Annotated in this window: 20 protein-coding genes; 11 read left to right on the forward strand and 9 right to left on the reverse strand. The window is 61.2% G+C overall.

The window, feature by feature from the left end; genetic code table 11:
• Positions 1 to 159: 159 nt before the first annotated feature.
• The 4 genes from HYPGJ_RS16450 to HYPGJ_RS16465 all read left to right on the forward strand — a co-directional run bounded on the left by HYPGJ_RS16450 (position 160) and on the right by HYPGJ_RS16465 (position 2,899).
• Positions 160 to 1,098: a DUF817 domain-containing protein gene (locus tag HYPGJ_RS16450; protein WP_046848064.1), complete on the forward strand. Its 939-nt coding sequence runs from the start codon at positions 160 to 162 to the stop codon at positions 1,096 to 1,098.
• 75 nt (positions 1,099 to 1,173) lie between these two features.
• On the forward strand, positions 1,174 to 1,449 hold the full coding sequence (locus HYPGJ_RS16455) for a hypothetical protein (protein WP_046848065.1): 276 nt from the start codon (positions 1,174 to 1,176) through the stop codon (positions 1,447 to 1,449).
• 313 nt (positions 1,450 to 1,762) lie between these two features.
• Positions 1,763 to 1,963 (forward strand): hypothetical protein, encoded by a 201-nt coding sequence (locus HYPGJ_RS16460; protein ID WP_046848066.1) that lies wholly within the window; start codon positions 1,763 to 1,765, stop codon positions 1,961 to 1,963.
• 282 nt (positions 1,964 to 2,245) lie between these two features.
• Entirely contained in the window at positions 2,246 to 2,899 is a 654-nt protein-coding gene (locus tag HYPGJ_RS16465) for a hypothetical protein (RefSeq protein WP_046848067.1), read from the forward strand.
• On the opposite strand, the gene HYPGJ_RS16470 is transcribed toward HYPGJ_RS16465, so the two are convergent.
• Complete coding sequence (locus HYPGJ_RS16470; protein ID WP_052750942.1) at positions 2,888 to 4,288, reverse strand: chloride channel protein; 1,401 nt, start codon at positions 4,286 to 4,288, stop codon at positions 2,888 to 2,890. The genes HYPGJ_RS16465 and HYPGJ_RS16470 overlap by 12 nt on opposite strands.
• A gap of 52 nt (positions 4,289 to 4,340) precedes the next feature.
• Positions 4,341 to 6,221, reverse strand: coding sequence for a methylmalonyl-CoA mutase family protein (locus tag HYPGJ_RS16475; RefSeq protein ID WP_046848068.1), 1,881 nt, complete (start codon positions 6,219 to 6,221; stop codon positions 4,341 to 4,343).
• A gap of 251 nt (positions 6,222 to 6,472) precedes the next feature.
• On the opposite strand from HYPGJ_RS16475, the gene HYPGJ_RS16480 reads away from it, so the two are divergent.
• Complete coding sequence (locus HYPGJ_RS16480; RefSeq protein WP_046848069.1) at positions 6,473 to 7,909, forward strand: helicase HerA-like domain-containing protein; 1,437 nt, start codon at positions 6,473 to 6,475, stop codon at positions 7,907 to 7,909.
• A 126-nt stretch (positions 7,910 to 8,035) separates the two neighbouring features.
• The gene (locus HYPGJ_RS16485; protein WP_046848070.1) at positions 8,036 to 8,332 is read left to right on the forward strand and encodes a DUF4236 domain-containing protein; all 297 of its coding nucleotides are present in this window, start codon (positions 8,036 to 8,038) and stop codon (positions 8,330 to 8,332) included.
• A gap of 12 nt (positions 8,333 to 8,344) precedes the next feature.
• Here the strand turns inward: HYPGJ_RS16485 and HYPGJ_RS16490 are convergent, their stop codons facing one another.
• The 3 genes from HYPGJ_RS16490 to HYPGJ_RS16500 all read right to left on the reverse strand — a co-directional run bounded on the left by HYPGJ_RS16490 (position 8,345) and on the right by HYPGJ_RS16500 (position 12,344).
• Positions 8,345 to 9,694 (reverse strand): patatin-like phospholipase family protein, encoded by a 1,350-nt coding sequence (locus HYPGJ_RS16490; RefSeq protein ID WP_046848071.1) that lies wholly within the window; start codon positions 9,692 to 9,694, stop codon positions 8,345 to 8,347.
• Between the two features lie 143 nt (positions 9,695 to 9,837).
• Complete coding sequence (locus HYPGJ_RS16495; protein WP_046848072.1) at positions 9,838 to 11,667, reverse strand: cyclic nucleotide-binding and patatin-like phospholipase domain-containing protein; 1,830 nt, start codon at positions 11,665 to 11,667, stop codon at positions 9,838 to 9,840.
• 86 nt (positions 11,668 to 11,753) lie between these two features.
• Positions 11,754 to 12,344, reverse strand: a complete 591-nt coding sequence (locus HYPGJ_RS16500) for a superoxide dismutase (protein WP_046848500.1) — start codon at positions 12,342 to 12,344, stop codon at positions 11,754 to 11,756.
• A gap of 380 nt (positions 12,345 to 12,724) precedes the next feature.
• Between HYPGJ_RS16500 and HYPGJ_RS16505 the strand changes: the two genes are divergently transcribed.
• From HYPGJ_RS16505 to groL, 3 genes are all read left to right on the forward strand, one after another.
• On the forward strand, positions 12,725 to 13,159 hold the full coding sequence (locus HYPGJ_RS16505) for an H-NS histone family protein (protein WP_244466208.1): 435 nt from the start codon (positions 12,725 to 12,727) through the stop codon (positions 13,157 to 13,159).
• A 405-nt stretch (positions 13,160 to 13,564) separates the two neighbouring features.
• Complete coding sequence (gene groES / locus HYPGJ_RS16510; protein ID WP_046848073.1) at positions 13,565 to 13,879, forward strand: co-chaperone GroES; 315 nt, start codon at positions 13,565 to 13,567, stop codon at positions 13,877 to 13,879.
• A 46-nt stretch (positions 13,880 to 13,925) separates the two neighbouring features.
• Entirely contained in the window at positions 13,926 to 15,572 is a 1,647-nt protein-coding gene (gene groL / locus HYPGJ_RS16515; RefSeq protein ID WP_046848074.1) for a chaperonin GroEL, read from the forward strand.
• Between the two features lie 165 nt (positions 15,573 to 15,737).
• Here groL and HYPGJ_RS16520 read toward each other — a convergent pair whose 3' ends face one another.
• Positions 15,738 to 16,175 carry a hypothetical protein gene (locus HYPGJ_RS16520; protein WP_143440549.1) on the reverse strand — a complete coding sequence of 146 codons (438 nt, stop codon included), beginning with the start codon at positions 16,173 to 16,175 and terminating at the stop codon, positions 15,738 to 15,740.
• Positions 16,176 to 16,512: 337 nt separating this feature from the next.
• Here HYPGJ_RS16520 and HYPGJ_RS16525 point away from each other — a divergent pair, with 337 nt between their 5' ends.
• Both HYPGJ_RS16525 and HYPGJ_RS16530 read left to right on the forward strand, forming a co-directional pair.
• Positions 16,513 to 17,355, forward strand: a complete 843-nt coding sequence (locus tag HYPGJ_RS16525; protein ID WP_046848076.1) for a hypothetical protein — start codon at positions 16,513 to 16,515, stop codon at positions 17,353 to 17,355.
• 179 nt (positions 17,356 to 17,534) lie between these two features.
• A complete protein-coding gene (locus HYPGJ_RS16530; protein WP_013216498.1) occupies positions 17,535 to 17,717 on the forward strand; it encodes a hypothetical protein in 183 nt (60 codons plus the stop codon).
• 22 nt (positions 17,718 to 17,739) lie between these two features.
• Here HYPGJ_RS16530 and HYPGJ_RS16535 read toward each other — a convergent pair whose 3' ends face one another.
• From HYPGJ_RS16535 to HYPGJ_RS16545, 3 genes are read right to left on the reverse strand one after another with little or no spacing between them, the layout of a single operon-like run.
• Positions 17,740 to 18,384 (reverse strand): class I SAM-dependent methyltransferase, encoded by a 645-nt coding sequence (locus HYPGJ_RS16535; RefSeq protein ID WP_046848077.1) that lies wholly within the window; start codon positions 18,382 to 18,384, stop codon positions 17,740 to 17,742.
• Positions 18,385 to 18,394: 10 nt separating this feature from the next.
• Positions 18,395 to 19,639: a DUF3419 family protein gene (locus HYPGJ_RS16540; protein WP_046848078.1), complete on the reverse strand. Its 1,245-nt coding sequence runs from the start codon at positions 19,637 to 19,639 to the stop codon at positions 18,395 to 18,397.
• 44 nt (positions 19,640 to 19,683) lie between these two features.
• A complete protein-coding gene (locus tag HYPGJ_RS16545; protein WP_013216495.1) occupies positions 19,684 to 20,496 on the reverse strand; it encodes a UDP-2,3-diacylglucosamine diphosphatase in 813 nt (270 codons plus the stop codon).
• Between the last annotated feature and the right edge of the window lie 124 nt (positions 20,497 to 20,620).

The following is a 20,620-nucleotide window of genomic DNA, read 5'->3' on the forward strand; positions in this document are numbered from 1 at the left end:
ATGGAACGCGGCCGCAACGACAATCGCCGTGCGACATCGAATTCGTATAGGGGACGGCGATTGCGCCAAAAAATGCCTGCGTTTTCAGGCATAGGCCCGAGCCCGCCACAAACGCCCGCATGATGGGCCGCCCAAGCCGAATGTCCCCAGGGGTAAGATATGCAACGCAAGGTCGCGAACGAGACCCGCAAGGACGGCGCGGCCGCCAGTGCGGCACGCCTCTGGGCGCCGCTGGCGCGCTTCATCACTTGGGAAAGCCATCTGGGCGAGCGTGCCGAGGCGAGAGGACCCGCCGCGCATTTCGCCTACGAGTTCGTCCGCTTCGGCGTTAAGCAAGCTTGGGCCTGCCTGTTCGGCGCGCTGATGCTGGCGCTCCTCGTCGCGACATTCCTTTTCTATCCCAAGGGCGCGGCGCTCGCGCGCTACGATTTCCTCGTCATTGCCGCCGTGACCATTCAAGTCCTGATGCTGACCTTCCGCCTCGAGACGATCGAGGAAGCCAAGGTCATCCTGATTTTCCACGTCGTCGGCACGATCATGGAGATCTTCAAGACCTCGGTCGGATCATGGATCTATCCGGAGCCAAGCCTGCTGCGGATCGGCGGCGTTCCGCTGTTTACAGGCTTCATGTATGCAGCGATCGGCTCATATATCGCGCGCTGCTGGCGACTGTTCGATTTCCGCTTCACGCGCCATCCGCCCGTGTGGGCGCTGGGACTGTTGAGCGCCGCGATCTACATTAACTTCTTCGCGCATCACTATACGTGGGACGTGCGCCCGGTTCTGTTCGCTGCCGCATTGCTCCTGATCGGACCCTGTACGATCTACTATAAAATCTGGAAGACGCACCGGCACATGCCGCTGTTGCTTGGACTCGTGCTGGTCGCGCTGTTCATCTGGTTCGCGGAGAACATCGGCACGTTTACCGCGGCATGGGCCTATCCGCATCAGAAGCACGGCTGGCAGATCGTCGGCATCGGCAAGCTCGGATCGTGGTTTCTGCTGATGCTGATTTCCTACACGCTGGTCGCCGCCATCAACCGGCCGCAGCCGATGCCGCCACGCGATGATCAGGATACGGAATTTTTACCTCGATAGCCGAGCGGCAGGGCGTTTTTCGCGCGATTGCGGTAGAGTGCACAGGTTGAGGCGCGGGCCCGGAGCGCGACTATCATGACGAACGCGGTTTATTTCGTTGTATTCGGATTTGCCGTGGCTGCGTTCAGCGGAGTGGCCATGTGTCTGCCCGGCGACGAACCGACGTCAGACCTACTCGCGTCGCAAGCTCGAGATCAGGGCTTTGCGTGCAGCCACGCGAAAAGCGCCGAGCGCGAAGTCAACGCTTCACGGCCGAACGAAGCCGTCTGGATTCTGAAATGCGAGAATGACACCTATCGCATGATCGTCATTCCCGACATGGCCGCCAAAATCGAAAAGCTCCAGAAGTAACGCTCTGAGGCAGGCTCTCCTCGGAACCTCCCATCGCTGCCTCAACAGGGCCGCGCTGGCGGCCGGCTCCCCGCAGGGGAGTCGCCAGCGCCAATCAAAGACACCCGCGCTGGCGGCCGGCTCCGCGCAGCGGAGTCGCCAGCGCCACCTCTATGAAATTTCACTCCCCTGCTTCCCCAAGGCCGCGCTGGCGGCCGGCTCCCCGCAGGGGAGTCGCCAGCGCCATCTAAAGAGTCACCCAAGGAACAGCGACCCCGCCTGACTTCGCGCATTCTCTCCTCAAGACGACGGCCAATAGAGAGGAGAGGTCACCATGTCGTGCATCATCGCAGCGTCCGCCACAGCCGCAGTGACGACGGCGGCTACCGTCGCCCTCGCGACGCTCCCCGACGCGCAGTCTCTCCTCGCACCGCTGCTCGACGGTAACGAATACGCGCTGTCGACCGTATCCATTCTCGCATCCGCTCCGATCCTCGCCGTCATGACGGTTCTGGCGGTGTCCGGCCGCGAATAGTTTCTTCACGCATCGTTTCCCTCCCCCGTGCCGGGGCCAGCTCTCCTCACCCCCCGAGAGCTGGTCAATTTTTTTGTGCCGCGATCACTGCGATGCGTGACGCTGATTGTCATCGCCGCGAGAAAAACTAAGCCTTTCTCTCGCCTTGTTGAGCGGCAATTTTTGTTTCGGGGAGCGGGAACCGAAAGCGAGTTTTCGCCAATCGTTGAGTTCAGATGATCGCGCGTGGTGGAGTTCGCGCAAGGACCTGTAGTCCGTTTGTATTGCGTCGGGGGATGCGTTTTGAGATTGAATGCTGTTGCGCTCGTTTTCGTCGGGCTTGCTTCTGTGACGTTTCCGATTCATGCGGAACAGAAGTACACGCCGCAAGCTCAGCCTGTGCTGACCGGTTCTGGTATGCACTCGGCGATCAGGCTTCCAGATTACGTACCGGTGCTGAATTACGATCAGTTCCTGCTCGCGTCTCGCGGCGACAACTTCGGCAATGACGATGAACTTTCGTCCGCGACGCGCTCAGCGGCAGAAGCCTTGAGCGCCAAGTTCGCGGCGCCTCTGGAAGGCTCGCACGTCGCCGCTGCGCCGGACCCGCAGAACGCCGACAGTCTTGACGTATCGTCAGACCCGAAACAGCTCATTAAAGTTGCGGAACTCGTGCCGTCGCCGGATTTGACAGACCCGGCTAAGGTCGCGCGCGCTGCGATCCGCGCGGAAACGCAACGCGTGGAAATTCCGCGATCGGTCGCGCGCAATTCCGAGCGTGCGAGCCGCCGCGAGCGTGCTTCTCATTCACGCGTTGCGAGACGTGGCAACGCGCGTCAGCAGCGCAATCGCGTCGCGACGACCGAACCTCAGCAGAAATCGACCGGGATCAGCGCTACGCTCGACCGGCTCGTCGGCTTCGGATCCTTCACGCCGGATCATCGCCTAACGCCCTGACGGCGATCCGGGTGAGACGTCAGGTGTTCCGTGAATGCGAAAAACCGAAGCGTAATACCCGCGCGCCAACGCATGGTAGATCGGCTCACGGCTGATAAGCCGCGAAATACCCGCTGCAAAAAGCGATGTCGCCATCAACGGAATGACCATGTTCTTGTCGCTCGTCATTTCCATCACGATGACGACGGCGGTTAGTGGAGATTGAACGACACCGGCAAAATATCCAACCGTCATCAGCAACATGATTACGCGCGGATCGGCGAACGTGAAGATCGGCGTGATCATCGAGCCAATCCCCGCACCCACGGCGAGCGACGGTGAAAAGAGCCCGCCGGGAATGCCGCTTGCAGAAGACAGCAGCGTCGAAACCAGCTTCGCCAATCCGAACCACCACGGGATGGCTTGCCCATCAACCAGCGATGCGCGCGTTTCAGCATAACCGTTCCCGGAAGCATATCCGGCCGTTGCGATACTCAAGATCGCGACGAGCAAGCCGCAAAGCGCTGCAAATATGATCGGTTGCCGTTTGATGACGGCGACGATGCCGAACGGCTTGCGCAGCAGGGACACCAACGCGACGCTGAAAAGCCCGCCGAGCACGCCGCCGAAGAGTGCGCAGATCGGAACCGCGCCCCAATCCTGCATGCGCACGATGTCCGCATCGACCCGGCCGAAATAATCGTAATTGCCGAGGATCGCCCAACTGACCGCACCGGCGATGACGACGGAACCGATGACGATGTCGTTGATGCGCCCGGCGAATGCTTTCGCCAGTTCTTCGATCGCGAAAAGAATTCCGGCGATGGGTGCGTTGAACGCTGCTGCAATTCCGGCTGCCGACCCGGCGAGAACGAAGCCGTTCCGGCGGCCGAGGCCCGCGACTGTCGCCACGGCAAACATGACGGATGCACCGACTTGAACGGTCGGACCCTCGCGGCCGACCGACGCGCCCGCAGCGAGCGCCAGCGCTGTCATCACGATTTTTGCGACAGTCGTCTGCCAGCCGAGCAATGCGCGAACATGAAGCTGGTCCGAACTCTTGCGCGCCGCGATCACTTGCGGAATGCCGCTGCCGGCCGCCGCCGGAAACCAGCGCATCGTCACGTACGCCAAGACCGCGAAGCAGGCCGGGGTCATGACGAGCGGCAGCATCGGGTAGGTCGTGAGGATGTAGCTGTAAAGATCCTGTGCGCGGTTCGCGATTCCGGCGAATCCGACGGCGGCCAGGCCGACGAGCAATGCACCCGAGATGAAGACGGCACGGCGCATCCAGACGCGGCGCGACAGGCTCACATACCGATACCGGCGCATGCTACCGCGCAAGCGGCGTGTGCGCGACAGTTTCCGCACGCCCATCTTCGGCTTGTCGTCTGGAGTTTCGTCCGCCATCGTCGCGTCACCGCATATTTGGTTGCCGCATTCGCGATGTGGCGGACCTCATTTATCGCAGGCGTTCTTGCAGCCCTTTGAGCGTCGCGACGGCGTCGGCGCCGGCGAACAGGAACTGATCCACGCCCGCAGCCTTGAGTGCGGCTTCCGCGTCGCCCGGCCGCCCAGCCATCAGAACGAGCTTCGCACCGGCCTTTTTCAAAGCTTCCGCAGTCGGCTGTGCGAGCGCCGCATTGACGGCATCGGATGAGCAGATGCACGCAGCCGTCGCACCCGATGCCTTGAAGGCGGCGGCAGCGTCTTCCGGCGTTTTATAGCCGTCGCTGATCAACGCCGTGATGCCGCCCGCGGCGAGATAGTTTTTGATCCACGTCGTGCGAATGTTGTGATCGGCGATCTCGCCGAGGCTCGCCGCAAAGATCTTAAATCCGCCATGCGCATCCGCCGCATCGCGCAAGGCTTCGAACGCTTCGCCGAGCCGATGTGGCTTCAGCGGCTTGACCTCGACAGCCGCCTTATCGGACTGCGCTGCCACTGTTGGCCAAGCCTCAGCGTGAACGCCGTCGTCGCCGAGAAGCGGGAACGCGCTGACGCCCGTCAATTCCTGCCGCAACGTCGCGATGTCTTTCGCGCGCGCATCCGCAGTCTTTGCGATGATCTCTTGAATGTACCCGGAGGTGAGCGCCGCGGCCATGCCACCACGGCCTTCGATGTCCTGGAAAATGGCCCAGGCTTTTTTCGCCATGTCCTCGGTCAAATTCTCGACGTACCACGAGCCGCCGGCCGGATCGGTGACACGGCCGAGATGGCTTTCCTCCTGGCAGACGATCTGGATGTTGCGCGCGACGCGACGCGCGAATGCATCTGGTTTGCCGAGCGCGAACGTGAACGGCAGAACAACGATCGCATCGGCGCCGCCGAGCGCCGCGCCCGTGCACGCAATCGTCGTGCGTAGAATGTTGGTCCACGGGTCGCGCTTCGCCATCATGCGATAGGACGTCGGACAATTGATCGTCACGCTTGCGGCCGCGTCGCCCGCACCGCAGGCGTCGGCAACACGCCAGATGAGACGGCGTGCGGCGCGGAGTTTCGCGATGGTCGAGAATTCGTCGATGTCGGCTGCAAGCGATACGTTGATCTTCGGCAGCGCCTCAGCCGGCGTCAGCCCGCCTTTCTCGGCCGCGCGAAGATACGCGACGAGCGTCGAGAGCATGACGGCCAGTTCCTGCGCTTCGCTCGCACCGGCGACGTGAGCGACAACGCCGTCCGCGGTCATCGCTTGCACGCGCGGGCTTGCCGCCGTGATCTTCATCAGCGCGACGGCGCGCGCGAGCGACGTGTCGAGCGATTCGGACAGGCGTCCGGTCATCGCCAGCGTGCCGATCGGATCGGCGCCGAACGAACCCTGCCGCTCGGCGGCTTTGACGCCACGCGCATCCCAGACGCCGGTCAGCGCCAGCGCCGCATCGAAGAACGCGTCGCCCGCGACGAGCACGATCGGGCAGACATCCAACAACACACCGTCGAGCGCTGCGCCGAGCGCTTCCTTCGTCGCCGCGAGCCCGTTGCCGAAGCCGAATTGCAGGCCGATCGACGTCACGCCGCCGTCCAGATCTTCAAGGATGGCCGTATTGGCGGCTTTGGGGTCGCTTTCGATGTGGAACGTCCGGATGTCCCAGCCGCCGCTAACCGCCTTCGTGCCGCGCGTGAACGGCGCCTGACCAGGCAGCGCTTCCTCGGCGCCCGCAAGCGCGTCGGCGCGCGTGTAGAGCGGATCGATCTTCAGCCCGTCGGCCGTCCGCCGGACGAGCCGCTTCTCGAAATCGGCACCTTTGAGCGCCTTATCGACGAGCGCGCGCCATTGTTCGACCTTGGCGGCGGGAAATCCTTCCGCAAGGTGCGTTTCGTTCGTCTCGGAGGGCGAGCGGCTCATTCGATCGGGCTCCTGGAGCGCGGTGGACTAGGGCGAAAATATTCGCCCCGGTATACCCGGTCGAGGGCCTCGCGCGAGCCCGAATTTCGGCCCCCGGCGTGGCCCAATTGCCGCGCGCGCAAGGATCGTTAAATTTAAGGGGCCGTTTCAGCTGCCTGCGGCGGCGCAGGTTTGCGTCGCCCCGGCCTCCATGCCATCAGGAGACGTTCGCCCAAGACCCGAGTCGGGCACGTGAAGCGCGAGGAGATCATATGACCAAAACGCCCGGCGCCTCAGGAGCCGAGAACGCCGTCGCCGATCCTCGGGATTACGTGCAGGATGGCCTGATTCTGATTGGCTGCAGCCATGCGGGGCGTGAACTGGTCCCCGAATGCATCGAACTCGCGCTCGCCAACCGCCACGGCCTCGTCACCGGCGCCACCGGCACCGGCAAGACGGTGACGCTGCAGGTGCTGGCCGAAGGATTTTCGGCGGCCGGCGTTCCGGTGTTTGCCGCCGACATCAAGGGCGATCTGTCCGGCATCGCGGCCAAAGGCAACCCGTCGCCGAAGCTCCTCGCGCGCGCCGAAGAAATCGGACTGAAGAACTACGGCAACACGTCATTTCCGGTGGCGTTCTGGGACATCTTCGGCGTCGACGGTCATCCCGTGCGCGCCACCGTCCAGGAGATGGGACCGCTGCTGCTGTCGCGTCTGATGGAGCTGACCGAGCCGCAGGAAGGCGTGCTGAACATCGCCTTCCGCTGGGCGGCCGACGAACGCGAAGCGGGCGATGATCGGATGTCGATCCTCGACCTCAAGGATCTCCGCTCCGTCATCGACGAAATGGGCAAGCGCGCCGCGACGCTGCGCAGCAAGTACGGCCACGTCGCGCCGGCGACCGTCGGCGTCATCCAGCGCCGCCTGCTGGTGCTCGAAGAACAGGCCGCCGACAAATTCTTCGGCGAGCCCGCGCTCGACATCATGGATTTCCTGAAGGTCGATGCCGACGGCCGCGGTATCGTCAACGTGCTCGCCGCCGAAAAACTGATGGATACGCCGCGCCTTTACGCGACGTTCCTGCTGTGGTTGCTCACGGAGCTGTTCGAAAAGCTGCCCGAGGTCGGCGACCTCGATAAGCCGAAGCTCGTCTTCCTGTTCGACGAAGCGCATCTGTTGTTCAACGATGCGCCGAAGGCGGTGCTCGAGCAGGTCGAGCGCGTCACGCGCCTCATTCGGTCGAAGGGCGTTGGCGTCTATTACGTGACGCAAAGCCCGGGCGACGTCCCGGATCGCGTGTCGGCGCAGCTCGGAAATCGCATCCAGCACGCGCTCCGCGCCTTTACCCCGAGAGAGCAGAAAGCCATTCGCGCCGCCGCGCAGACGTTCCGTCCCAACCCCGAGATCGACACCGAGCGCGCGATCCAGGAGCTGAAAGTCGGCGAAGCCCTCGTCTCGCTCCTGCATGACAAGGGTGAGCCCTCGATGGTGCAGCGGACGCTCATTCGTCCGCCGATGTCGCGCGTCGGCCCGCTCACGGCTGAGGAACGCAAAGACTTGATCGCCAAGGACAAGGAAAACTGGAAAAAATACGGCCAGGAACTGACACGCGAATCGGCCTACGAGCGGCTGCAGTCGCGCAATACGGTGAGCGGCCAGATCAAGGAACGGCTGTCGAAATTCTCGAATCTTTTCGGGCTGAAACGATAAACCTTTCGGTTGCGTTGAAAGTTACGCCCGGAGTCGCTAGCTTTTCGACAGATTCGCCGTCGCAACGCTTGCCGTGCCTGAAATTATAGCGACGAGGCGTGGGTTGACCGACGAGGAGAGCAGCACATGGGCTATTTCCGCTTCCGCAAGACATTCAGCATTCTGCCTGGCGTGCGCGTCAATCTCAGCAAGACCGGCGTCAGCTCCAGCATCGGCGGTCATGGTGCGACGGTAAACGTCGGCAAGAACGGGCCGATGGTGACGCTCGGCATTCCCGGCACCGGCCTCAGCTACCGCACGCCGGTCGGTCTCGCGCTGGTGCTCATTTTGCTGGCGGTCGCAGCCGTCGCGGGCCTTGCGTATCTCTTCGCTCCCGAAACGGTCCGCACGCTCCTGCACTGGTGGCAGCCGCGATGGTTCTGAGCGTTGCCGTCCTTACGGTGCTGACTGTACTGAGCTTTGCCAGCCGGAACTAGCAGCCACTTTATTCGCGCTCGCATTGCTCGCTTGGGGCTTAGCCAAGGACGGCACTGCGCCGAGTTCGGGAATTCGCGCCTTCGCAGGCGCGTTGGATTGATAACGGACTCCAACTGGCGCCTGTCCCGGCGGCGATTTCAGCCAGATGTTCCGGCGGCCTTCCCGGATGCCTTCCTCGTAAAGGGCCGCCTGATACTTCGGATCGTAAATCTGGGTCGTCTTGAAGTCGAACGATGCCGGAACCGACATGAAGTTGAAGTCCGCACCCGCGTCGAGCGCGATCCGATAGATATGATACAGCTCGCCCTGGTTCTGGCTCTTGATCAGCGTCGAAATCGCCCGTGACGCGATTTGTAGGGTCGTCGCCTTGACGACTTCCTGCTCAGGCGATGCCTTGCCATTCTTGATGATGAAAAATCTGCGGATCGGCGGCGTGGGATAAAGGGCATCGAACGCCTGCAGCGGCGCTTCCGCGGGCAGCACGAAAACCTCGCGTGTCGTGCCGCCGTCGACGTGCAGTTCGTCGTACATCTTGCCGTCCGCCTCGACCTCGATCTTGACGGGTGGAAATGCCGCCGGAATAGCAGCCGACGCCAGGATCACGCTGCGGAACAACTCGATCGCGCGCGGCGATCTGCTGAGCGCGATTTCGCCCATGTTCCAGACCACGGGCCGCTGCGCGTCGAGATTCGTCGTCAGAACCATCAGGATACGGCCGCGTCTGTACTGCGCGGCGATGCGGTCGAGAAATTCGCGATCGACGTAATGCGCGATCAGTTCCTGCAGCGGCGTCGTATCGGCGAGCGCCGGGCCGCCGAACAGCGCCGGCAGCAGTTGCGTGGTGATGACCTCGTTCTGTTTGTACTGTGTCCAGATCACCTTCAGCTTTTCGTCTTCCGACGGTCCGAGGTAGGCGAACGGCGCGATGATCGCGCCAGCGCTGACGCCGGTGACGATCTCAAATTCTGGACGGTCGCCGCGCTTGCTCCATCCCGCAAGAACGCCCGCGCCGAAAGCTCCGTCGGAACCGCCGCCCGAAAGTGCGAGCGTTTCGATCAAAGGACGTCCGTCGATGCGCTTGGCGCTGCGGGCAATCGGCGGCATGTGCGCCGTGCGGCGCTTGATTTCCGCAATCGGATTTTTGGGAACTTCATCCGCCCAGAAACGCACGCCGTGCATGTTGGGGATTTCGGCTTCCAGTGCGAGCCTGGCGTCGCTGATGCCGTTACGCGGAATGGTCGCCGCGCAGCCCGTCAGGCAAAGCGAGAACGCCAACACCACGCCGACACAGAGCCTCGCCCTGTACACTGAATACCCCCGGACCCGAAAAACCCTCTAATAGCGCAAATGTTTTAAGGCACCCTCAAGGCCGGGGCAACGCGCGAGTGCTGCAGCGATTACAACCTCTTGGCGCTGTGGCGTTCCGACGACTGTTGAAGGCCGCTTTAGCGTCAGGAAGACGAAAAGAGCGGCAAACCGCGCGTTTCGATCGCGTTTCGCGTGTACGTGTACGCTCCGCGCATGATCTCGGAGTGACGCCGCCAGTCGAGCGCGCCCATTCCCGGAGGGGTAGGGGGCACGAGAAGCCAGTCGTCGGACGTCAGATGCCGTTCGAAATGCCCGCGATTGGCCATCAGGCTCCGGACAAGGACGGTCGCGGCCGAAGGCGCGTGCGGCGTCCTGCCAGTGCTCCGTGGGTTCAGAAGCTGCCAGATCAGCTCTCTGCGCTTCGGAAGCGACGCGTAGTCGACCGGGAACTGCTGCCGGTCACCCGTGTCAAAACTCACGACGACGTTCGGCCCGCGCTTCAGGCGGTGCATCGTATCGATCGGCACGTTGGCAATCACCGACCCGTCGACGAGCATTCTCCCATCGTCGGTGTAAAAGGGCGGCAGCAGGCCGGGAATGGCTGCACTCGCGCGAATGGCCTGCCAGAGGCTGCCCCGGCGATGAACTTCCGGTTCGTAGGCCGTCAGATCGGCCGAGACGGCGAAATAGGGCTTCCATAAATCCTCGATGCGGACGGTGCCGTATTCCTTTTCGAGGTGATGATCGAAGTGCGCATGATCGAGCAGGCTGTAGCGAGGCACCGTATAGCGCGCCATCGCGCGGCCTTCGATGAACATGCGATGCACGCCTGCGTCGATGGCCAGGGGATCGGCATCTTGCGCGATCGCCGCCGCCATCGCCGCGCCGCCCGACGTTCCGCCGATGAGATCGAAACTGACGCCGGCTTCACGAAACGCTTGGTAGATACCAACGTGCGCCGCGCAGTACGCGCCGCCGCCGCAGGCAACAAAGCCTAAGGCTTCGCCAACGATGAACCGCCAGAGGCGCGCCATGTCTTCGCTGTCGTCGAGCGCAACATGGTGGTGCATGGCGGGCTCGCGCCCAACGAGCCAATGCCGCGTACCTTGCACGATCCCTTTGCGGCGATGAACGATAGCCATTCGCCGCGAGTGGGGAGCGTGCAGGGTCAGCGCGAGCGCTTCCAGCGCGCCGAGCGGCACGGCGCATCCGATCGGATCATCCGATGCCGCCGCGACGAGCAGCAATTCGTCGGCCTGGCGAATGCATTTCTCGCTCCACGGTGTCGGTTCGCGATCGGCGATGAAAACGACTGTAGAATAGCGGGTTTCGAGTTCGTTCAACGCCGCCGTCAGATCCTCATCGTCGCGTGGATCGCGTCCCAGCACATCGCGCAGCGTCTCGCGTGTTGCGATGAACGTGCCGGGTCGTGCACCTGCGATGCCCGTAAAATAGCGCAGGAATTGGGGAGCGATTGGCACATCCGCGCATCCGACGACAGCAAGCGTTCGAGGCCGCGGGCGCGGAGCATTAACGCCGATGTCGCGACGGAGATCGGCATGCAGTCGCGTTTGCACAGCGAGACGCTCTGCGAGCGTCGCGGTGAGCGCGGCCCAGATCGCAGGCGACGTCTCGGATATCGAATTGAAGTCATCGCGTGTCAGTCGCACGACGACGCCATCGCGGATCGCTCGAACGGTCGCCGTTCGCGCACCGCCGATAAAAAATGCGATCTCGCCGATCGTCGATCCGCGCGTGATTTCTGCGACCGGTTCGTCATGCCCGTCGATCTCGACGGCAAATCGGCCTGATACGACGACATGCAGTGCGTCGGCGATTTCGCCTTGCCGGACGACGCAGTCGCCATGCCTCACCGACACGGGCTGCAGCCGCTCCTCGAGCGAACGCAAAACGTTCGGAGGCAAATTCCGAAACGTGGTGACGTTCGAAAGGGAGAAGGGCTTAAACGACATCGGGGCGCCGCATGGCAGACCTTTTGAGCCTTATACCATACCGGCGCCCCGGAAATCGTGAGAAGCAAATGAGAACGCGAGGGAAGTTAACCCGCCAGCGCTTCGACGTGCTCCCAATTCACGAGATTGTCGAACCACGCTTCGAGGTATTTCGGACGCGCATTACGATAATCGATGTAATAGCTGTGCTCCCAGACATCGACGCCGAGGATCGGCTTCGCGCCGTGCATTAGCGGATTCTCGCCATTGGGAGTCTTCTGAACGTCGAGTTTTCCGTCTTTGATAACAAGCCAGGCCCAGCCCGATCCGAATTGGCCTTTGCCGGCCTCGATAAAATCGTTGCGAACCTTGTCGAAACCGCCATAGCCGTCGACCAGCTTTTCAATCTTGCCGGGAAGCTTTTTGCCGCCACCACCCTTCTTCATCCACTGCCAGAAGTGCAAGTGGTTCCAATGCTGGCCGACGTTGTTGATGATGCCTGCATTCTTATCGGCATACGCATTCTTGCAGATATCTTCGAGAGACTGGCCCTCATATTTGGAGCCGGCCAAAAGCTTGTTGCCGTTATCGACGTACGCGAGGTGGTGCTTGTCGTGGTGAAATTCGAGCGTTTCGGCGGACATGAACGGCGTCAGGGCGTCATAAGCATACGGAAGATCGGGAAGTTTCAGTGTCATGAAAGGCCACTCATCCATTGGGTTAAAGGTAGCGCGACGCAGGAAAGTAGCTTTTGAGCGGAGTCAACACAAGCTAGCGATAACGCCTGCAACCGCCCTCGGGTTCCACGGATCGAAATTTTTTCCGATCGCAGGTTCATATAGTCGCTGGTCGGTCGTTTTTCAGGATTCAGGCAATGGATTTGCGCGCATCGCCGAGCGCGGAACGAACGCAACGCTGTTTAATTCCGATTTTAGAAATTGGATCTTATGAAGCAATAAAGCTTGCCCGCATTATCAAATGCTGCGACCTAGTAATGCCGGTTCTGATGTTTAAATTGCTAAGCACCATCAATTGCCGATAATTCATTGCTGTCCCGGAAGTCCGTATAATATGTATATTGACTTTGCTGCGAGCGTATGAGTTTTCTGCGCGACTTTTCAGACTCCACCATTGGCGGTGGATTTACCAGAGGTTTTGTTTTGTGATGCGAAAGGTAAAAAAAATGGCCGCCGTCAATGTCGACAAGCTTTCACTGAAAGAGCTTATTGATCTTGATGGAAGAGTGAAAAAAGCTCTGGCGGCGGCGCGCGATCGCGAGCGGATGGAGATAAAGAAGCGGGTCGCAGATCTCGCAGAGACCCATGGTTTCTCTGTTGCGGAATTGTTCGGCGGAGCCCGCGGTCGCGGACCCGGAAAAACAAAGTCAGTAGGCGTCGCAAAATACGCCAACCCCGAAAACAAACTCGATACCTGGACCGGCCGCGGACGCAAACCCAATTGGGTCGTCGAACGGCTGAAAAAGGGTGCCAAGCTCGCCGACTTCGAGATCTGACCGAGCGTCGCATGAGCGGACCGCCGATCTTCAGAAGGTCGGCGGTCGCTGCCATCACTTCTATATTATCTCTATAGAACAAAGCCGTCAGCCGTCTGAATATTTGCGAGCTGCGGCGAAGTTTCCAAAAAATTATCATTTGCTGGCCACGTTGCGGCCAAGCTGAGGGCAGATGCGCTGAGCGCCTGCGCGAACAGCCCTTTGAGCGGACGCTAACCCTCCGCCACGTCGCCCGCCCGAATTTAGCACTCGATCCTTGACAGTGCTAGCAAGCGCTTCCATATAACCAGCGCGCAGTCACGGGGCGTCGCCAGACGGGTTCACACGCTGGATTCGTCCTGCATGCAACTCCTCGTCGCTGCAAGCATACATAGAATCATCAAGCAAAATCATGAGGTTAGACCCATGGCGTTCCGTCCTCTCCACGACCGCGTGGTCGTGAAACGTATTGAGGAAGAAGCAAAGACTGCAGGCGGGATCATCATCCCCGATACCGCCAAGGAAAAGCCCCAGCAGGGCGAGATCGTTGCCGTCGGTCCGGGTGCCCGTGACGAGTCTGGCAAGGTCAACGCCCTCGACGTCAAGGTTGGCGACCGCGTTCTGTTCGGCAAGTGGTCGGGCAGCGAAGTGAAGATCGACGGCGAGGACCTCCTCATCATGAAGGAGAGCGACATCCTCGGAATTCTCGAAGTGACGGCCAAGAAGAAAGCCGCCGCTTAATTTCCTTCCCCCTCCGAAGCATCAGTTAAATTCAGGAGTTGCTTAGATGGCAGCTAAAGACGTCAAATTTGCTCAGGACGCACGTGAGCGCATGCTCCGTGGCGTCGACATCCTCGCCAACGCGGTGAAGGTCACCCTCGGTCCTAAGGGCCGCAACGTCGTCATCGAAAAGTCGTTCGGCGCCCCGCGCATCACGAAGGACGGCGTGACGGTCGCGAAGGAAATCGAACTCGAAGACAAGTTCGAGAACATGGGCGCGCAGATGCTGCGCGAAGTCGCCTCCAAGACGGCTGACCTCGCTGGCGACGGCACCACGACGGCGACCGTTCTTGCTCAGGCGATCGTTCGCGAAGGCGCGAAGTCGGTTGCGGCCGGCTCGAACCCGATGGACCTGAAGCGCGGCATCGACCTCGCAGTCCAGAAGATCATCGACGATCTCAAGACGAACTCGAAGAAAGTCACGAAGGACCAGATCGCCCAGGTCGGCACGATCTCGGCCAACGGCGACGAAGTCGTCGGCAAGAAGATCGCCGAAGCGATGGACAAGGTCGGTTCGGAAGGCGTCATCACGGTCGAGGAATCGAAGACCCTCGATTTCGAACTCGATGTCGTCGAAGGCATGCAGTTCGATCGCGGCTATCTCTCGCCGTACTTCATCACCAACGCCGACAAGATGATCGCTGAACTCGAGAGCCCTTACATTCTCATTCACGAGAAGAAGCTTTCGGGCCTCCAGGCGATGCTTCCGGTTCTGGAAGCCGTCGTTCAGTCGGGCAAGCCGCTCCTCATCATCGCTGAAGACGTCGAAGGCGAAGCGCTCGCAACGCTCGTCGTCAACAAGCTGCGCGGCGGCCTCAAGGTTGCAGCCGTCAAGGCTCCGGGCTTCGGCGATCGCCGTAAGGCCATGCTCGAGGACATCGCTGTCCTGACGGGCGGCACGGTGATCTCGGAAGATCTCGGCATCAAGCTCGAGACCGTGACGCTCGACATGCTCGGCCGTTCCAAGAAGGTGACGATCGACAAGGAAAACACCACGATCGTCGACGGTTCGGGCAAGAAGGCCGACATCGAAGCACGCGTGAAGCAGATCAAGGCGCAGATCGAGGAAACGACCTCGGACTACGACCGTGAGAAGCTGCAGGAGCGTCTTGCGAAGCTCGCCGGCGGCGTCGCCGTTATCAAGGTTGGCGGCGCGACGGAAGTCGAAGTCAAAGAGCGCAAGGACCGCGTCGACGACGCGCTGCACGCAACCCGCGCAGCCGTTGAAGAAGGCATCGTTCCGGGCGGTGGCGTTGCCCTGCTCCGCGCTGCGAAGTCGCTCGACAGCCTGAAGCCCGAGAACGACGACCAGAAGGTCGGCATCAACATCGTCCGCAAGGCGCTGCAGGCTCCGGCCCGCCAGATCTCTGCGAACGCTGGTGAGGACGGTTCGGTCATCGTCGGCAAGATCCTCGAGAACTCGAAGTACGCGTTCGGCTACAATGCGCAGTCGCACGAGTACGGCGATCTCTACGCCCAGGGCGTCATCGACCCGACGAAGGTCGTGCGTTGCGCACTGCAGGACGCAGCCTCGGTCTCGGGCCTTCTGATCACGACGGAAGCCATGATCGCCGACGTGCCGAAGAAGGACGCTGGCCATTCGCACGGCGCGCCTGGCGGCGGCATGGGCGGCATGGGCGGAATGGACTTCTAATTTGATTGCGCCGGGCGACTCCCCTTCGGGGAGCCGGCCGCCCGGCGCGTCGATCCTCGCCTACGCAATATTTTCGCGCCTTCCGGCCGGCTCTTCGGAGAAGAGTCGGAAGGCGCAAAGCAAAAAAAGCCCCGCAGTCGCTGCGGGGCTTTTCTATTTTAAGATCTATTGGACGACGAATTCGTTCGTCGAGGGAAGAGGCCCTTTGCCCCAATAAGAGGTCGCGTTCGCACGATCGAACGTCGCGCCGTCGCCCTTGGCTTGATAGAGCGAGACCCAAAGCGGACTGCCTTGCTTCACGTCACCCGAAATCGGGATTTTCACGTCGCGATGGTCGCCCGCGGTGAGCGCTATCGATCCCAACACCTTATTGTCGGGTTTGCCGTGCTGATCGCTTCCGTACACGACGGCGAAGCCATTCTGCGGCGCGTAGGCGTAGGTGAGCTTTACGTTCGAACCGTCGAGCTTTTGGTTGAAGACAATGACGGATGCGGGAGCGATGGTCGCGTTGCTCCCCTGTTCCTGCATCGCGAAGGCGGGCGCGGCCAGACTCGCAAGTCCACAGGCAAGCGCAAACACGGAAACACTCAAACGTGTCGACATAACAGGCTCCTTGTCTCCTGAGGCATCTCCCATTGAGACTGCCGATACGTTCGACTTGGGCGTGCCTGAGGCGCGTTCAATCGACGCCGTTGCTGAACTTTCCTCACGATCGCGAGAGTTTTTGTGAGCGCTGCGGATCGACAGGCGGCCTCCGCTCGTCACGACCGCAATTTATAGCTGTGTACAGTTCGCCGCACCTGTTCGGTTTAGTAAATAATTCCTGTACATTTATTCTTGCGCATTACTGCAAAATTCGAAGACGAGCATCCGCATGAACAGTCATGCGCTGATGAAGGGGCGACTTTTTCTCTAAATCCAAGAAGAAAGGGAAGACTAGATGTCGGAAGATATTCTGTCCAAGCTCAAGGAGTTACATCAGGGCGTTCAAGCGCGCATTGAGGCCACCTCGGACTGGAAGGCGATGAAAGCCGTCGAACGTGCGATCGGCGATCTGTCAGCCGCTCTGGCACCCGCGGAAGCTGCAATAGTCGAAGAGCAAGCGCCCGAGCAGGCCATTGCTGCGGCGGAAGCAGAAGCTCCCGCAGTCGAGGAGGCTGCGCCGCCTGCAGAGGAAGCGACGGCGGAAGCTGCTCCCGAAACCACCGTTGAAGAACCCGAAGCGGCCGCCGCAGAAGCAAAAGCCGAAGAAGCACCTGCGGAAGCCACAGCGGAAGCGGCGGCAGAGGAGACAGCATCCGAACAAGCAGCAGCTGACGAACCAGCGGTGGACGCGACCGCAGCGGATTCGGCGCCTGCTGAAGTTGCTGCGGAGGCAGCTGACGCCGAAGCGGTTTCCGATGCGGCTGCTGCTGAAACCGAGGCCGATCTGGTGTCCGAACCTGCTGCGGACGACACGGCATCTGCCGACTCGGCTGAAGCTGCTCCGATAGAGGCAGCGTCAGAGGAGGCAACGTCAACCGACGATGCACCAGCAGAAGCTTCAGCCGAAGCCGAAGCGCCAGTATCGGCGGAGCCCGCATCGGAAGCTGCACCGGAATCCGAGGCTGCTCCCGCCGAAGAGGCAGCGGCGGAATCGGATCAGCCTGCGGCCGAGCATTCGGCAGATGCCGACGCACCAGCCGTGTCCGAAATTCCTGCCGAGGACAAGGCTCTCGTCGCTGAGATCGTCGCCAATGGCGCCGGCACTCTGAAACCGGACGCACCCGCAGCAAATCCTTGATGCGCCGCATCTCGTCCTGACGCATCCGCTAGGAGCACGCAGAAAGCCCCATCCCGCGGGGCTTTCTTTCATGTCCATCGCGATTCATCGATCACATTTTATTTTCGGGACTTTTCAATCGCGGCTCTAGGAGCCAACCTAAAAGCACTCCGGGACGTCAACCAGAGAGAGGCAAAGCGATGGATGCCGTCGAAATTCAAGCGCACGCGCGACAGCTCTATGAAGCTCATGGCGCAAAAGCATTGGCTGAAGCTGCCCACAGAGTTCGTGAATTCGAAGAGCGCGGCGATAAGCGTCTCGTCGATGACTGGCGGAGAATTCAGTCGGCGCTGCAATTGATGCGCGGTCCGCACGTCAGCTGACGGATGCCACGCGTCGAATTCTTCAGCGACTGATCTTTGCCATCGCCGCGTAGCCGAACCGGCCTTGATGGAACGAGGATACTAAGCCGTGCCTCTCGGCCACGGCGCGCACGACGTCCTGTAAGTTTCTACGCGGCGTCACGCTGAAGTGCGCGAGCCACGCAAGCATCGCCTTGCGCGCGACGTTCGGCATCTCGTCCATCGTTCCGAAGTCGACGACGTGCAACGCGCCGCCCGGCGCAAGCGTTGCGGCTGCCCGATCGAGCACAGCTTGCCACGCGGGAATCATCGACACCGCATACGAAATAAAAATTCGATCGAACGACGAAAGGCCGAACAGTGCCTGCGGATCGAACGCCGTCGCGTCGGCTTGTGCAACTTTGATCCGGTTGCTCTCGCCGCTTTTCGCGATCGAGGCGCGCGCGGTTTTCAGCATCTCCTCCGAGACGTCGAGCCCGAAGAAGCGCGCGTTCTGATAACGCCGCGCCGCGCAGATCAGATTGCGCGCCGTCCCGCAGCCGACTTCGAGCACGGTTCCGTTCGCGGGCGGCATTAGGTCGGCGATCATCTGATCGCGTCCCAGAAGATAATGCCGCCGCGTCAGATCATAAATGAAGCGCTGGTGCCGATAGATGACATCCATGGCGCCGGCAGCGGTGTCCGACATCGGCGCTCCGTCAGTCGCGTTTCAGATAAAGGTGGAAACCGCCGTAGATCGCCGAGCGATCCTTCGCGTGAATGTCAGCGGAGCGCGCCGCATCGTACGTCCAGCGCTCGAGCAGCGCACTCGAAACGCGTCCCGGAAGAATGCTCGGCTCGCCAGCGGTGCGGAAAATGACCCGCGCACCCGGACGCGACGTGCGCGTGATCTCGCGCCACAGCGCGTTGAGCGTCGCATCGTCCATCCAGTCTTGCGCGTCGAGCAGGATATAGCGATCGAGGCTTTCGGCGGGTTCGTTCGACAGAAAGCGGATCATGTTGTCATGGACGACGGTCACGCGGTTCGTGCGCGTCTTGACTGCCAGGAAGTTTGCCTTGTCGAGATAAGGCGGGCAGGGGCCTTGTCCTTGCGGAGCGTAACGCCGCCCAAACGCCTGCCAGGCGAAATAATTGTCCTTGAGATCGAAGCCCGTCGCGAGGCGCTGGGCACGTTCCTTCAGAACCTCCGACATCGGCCGCGCGCCGTTGTCCGACAGCGCATCGTACTGCACGGGCGGGATGCCGAGCCCGAACAGAGAAGCCCGGTTGGACGTGATCCAGCGCAGCAGCGGATGGTCGAACGCCGGCCCGATCTCGCGATCGAAAATCTCGCGCTGCTCGTCGATCGTTTGTGCGTCTAGAATGCGCTTCGGATTGGCTCCGAGCATGCGCGCCATGACGTGTCCGCTCGTGATGAAGCGGCCGAGCAGTCCATAGCGGTAGAAATTGCGCGCGAACCGCGAGATCCGCCGCCGTCCGCTGATGTCGCGGCCGTCCCAATAGGCGCGCGTCTCGGCATCGAGATGCTGCGCGATCAGATCGCGATAGAGATGCACGTTACGGCGATCGTCGGCGGAGCCGAAAAAGCGATAGAACGTTGCGTGGTTCGGAAGGTGCTGGGCGGCGGCGAGCTTCAGCTTCAAAAGCGCGATATGCGTCTCGTTGAGATCGATCGCGATGATGCGAGCCGGGTTTCCAGTCAGATAGCTCATCACGTTGCAGCCGCCGGACGCGATCGTCATCACGCGGCTTTGCGGCGTGAATTCCAGCGCTTCCATGTCCGCGCGTGGGTCTTCCCAGATCTGCGGATAGACCATCGAGCGAAAAGCGAATGTGAAGGTTCGTTCGAGAAAGCCTGCCGCGCTCAACGCGCGGTTATGGTGCACAGCCTCGCTGAGCAGGTCGACGCTGGTCGGTTCGAAGACTTTCGCGGATACGTTCACACACGATCTCCCTGATCGCCGCTTTCGCTACGGCGTTTGAATTCTTAAGCGGCTTCGATCAGCCAACGCCCTGACGCGGCCTGCGTCGCGCGCTGACCGATGTGCTCTTTCCATCGGATGATTTCGAATTGGCCGTCGAAGCGCTCGCCGATCGCGGTGCAGCTTTCGACCCAATCCCCGCAATTGAGATAATGAATGCCGTCGATCATGCGATTGTTGGCATGATGGATGTGGCCGCAGATGAGGCCATCGGCCTCTCGGCGCCGCGCTTCGGAAGCGAGCGCATCCTCGAATTCGCCGATGAAGTTGACGGCGCTTTTGACCTTGAGTTTCAGGAACGCCGACAGCGACCAATGCCCAAGGCCCAGCATGCGCCGCGCGTAATTCAACGGCACGTTCAAGGCCAGCGCCGCATCGTAGGAACGGTCGCCGAGGAACGCGAGCCAGCGTGCGTAACGCACCACGACATCGAATTCATCGCCGTGCAGAACGAGGTAGCGCTTGCCGTTGGCGCCTTCGTGAATGGCGTCGCGGCGAAGTTCGACGCCGCCGAAGTTCATGCCCGCGTAGTCGCGCAGCCCGTCGTCGTGATTACCGGGAATGAAGACGACGCGCGTTCCCTTGCGCGCCTTGCGCAGAAGCTTTTGCAGAACGTCGTTGTGACTTTGCGGCCAGTGCGGTCCGCGACGGACTTTCCAGAAGTCGACGATGTCGCCGACGAGGTAAAGCTGCTCGCTTTCGACGTAGCGTAGAAAATCGAGAAGGGCTGGCGCTTGCGAATTGCGCATTCCGAGATGGACATCGGAAAGGAATACGGCGCGGTAATTCAGTTCCCCGGATGCGGTCGCGGCGCTCAAGTTCGGCCCCCAATCGCCAAGCTTTTCATGCCAAGCGAAGGACGGGATTCATGTTACACGCGTATGACGGCAGCCTGCGACGCGTCGCGAGGGCAGCGGTTAATTTCGCTCAGATGTGGCGGCG

It is taken from the genome of Hyphomicrobium sp. GJ21 (assembly GCF_001006785.1).
Taxonomy (GTDB): domain Bacteria; phylum Pseudomonadota; class Alphaproteobacteria; order Rhizobiales; family Hyphomicrobiaceae; genus Hyphomicrobium_B.

Excerpts from the sequence above, each read along its gene's own strand:
- HYPGJ_RS16450 (WP_046848064.1), top strand. The coding sequence starts at position 160 with ATGCAACGCAAGGTCGCGAACGAGACCCGCAAGGACGGCGCGGCCGCC.
- HYPGJ_RS16455 (WP_046848065.1), top strand. The coding sequence starts at position 1,174 with ATGACGAACGCGGTTTATTTCGTTGTATTCGGATTTGCCGTGGCTGCG.
- HYPGJ_RS16460 (WP_046848066.1), top strand. The coding sequence starts at position 1,763 with ATGTCGTGCATCATCGCAGCGTCCGCCACAGCCGCAGTGACGACGGCG.
- HYPGJ_RS16470 (WP_052750942.1), bottom strand. The coding sequence starts at position 4,288 with ATGGCGGACGAAACTCCAGACGACAAGCCGAAGATGGGCGTGCGGAAA.
- HYPGJ_RS16475 (WP_046848068.1), bottom strand. The coding sequence starts at position 6,221 with ATGAGCCGCTCGCCCTCCGAGACGAACGAAACGCACCTTGCGGAAGGA.
- HYPGJ_RS16480 (WP_046848069.1), top strand. The coding sequence starts at position 6,473 with ATGACCAAAACGCCCGGCGCCTCAGGAGCCGAGAACGCCGTCGCCGAT.
- HYPGJ_RS16485 (WP_046848070.1), top strand. The coding sequence starts at position 8,036 with ATGGGCTATTTCCGCTTCCGCAAGACATTCAGCATTCTGCCTGGCGTG.
- HYPGJ_RS16495 (WP_046848072.1), bottom strand. The coding sequence starts at position 11,667 with ATGTCGTTTAAGCCCTTCTCCCTTTCGAACGTCACCACGTTTCGGAAT.
- HYPGJ_RS16500 (WP_046848500.1), bottom strand. The coding sequence starts at position 12,344 with ATGACACTGAAACTTCCCGATCTTCCGTATGCTTATGACGCCCTGACG.
- groES (WP_046848073.1), top strand. The coding sequence starts at position 13,565 with ATGGCGTTCCGTCCTCTCCACGACCGCGTGGTCGTGAAACGTATTGAG.
- groL (WP_046848074.1), top strand. The coding sequence starts at position 13,926 with ATGGCAGCTAAAGACGTCAAATTTGCTCAGGACGCACGTGAGCGCATG.
- HYPGJ_RS16520 (WP_143440549.1), bottom strand. The coding sequence starts at position 16,175 with ATGTCGACACGTTTGAGTGTTTCCGTGTTTGCGCTTGCCTGTGGACTT.
- HYPGJ_RS16525 (WP_046848076.1), top strand. The coding sequence starts at position 16,513 with ATGTCGGAAGATATTCTGTCCAAGCTCAAGGAGTTACATCAGGGCGTT.
- HYPGJ_RS16530 (WP_013216498.1), top strand. The coding sequence starts at position 17,535 with ATGGATGCCGTCGAAATTCAAGCGCACGCGCGACAGCTCTATGAAGCT.
- HYPGJ_RS16535 (WP_046848077.1), bottom strand. The coding sequence starts at position 18,384 with ATGTCGGACACCGCTGCCGGCGCCATGGATGTCATCTATCGGCACCAG.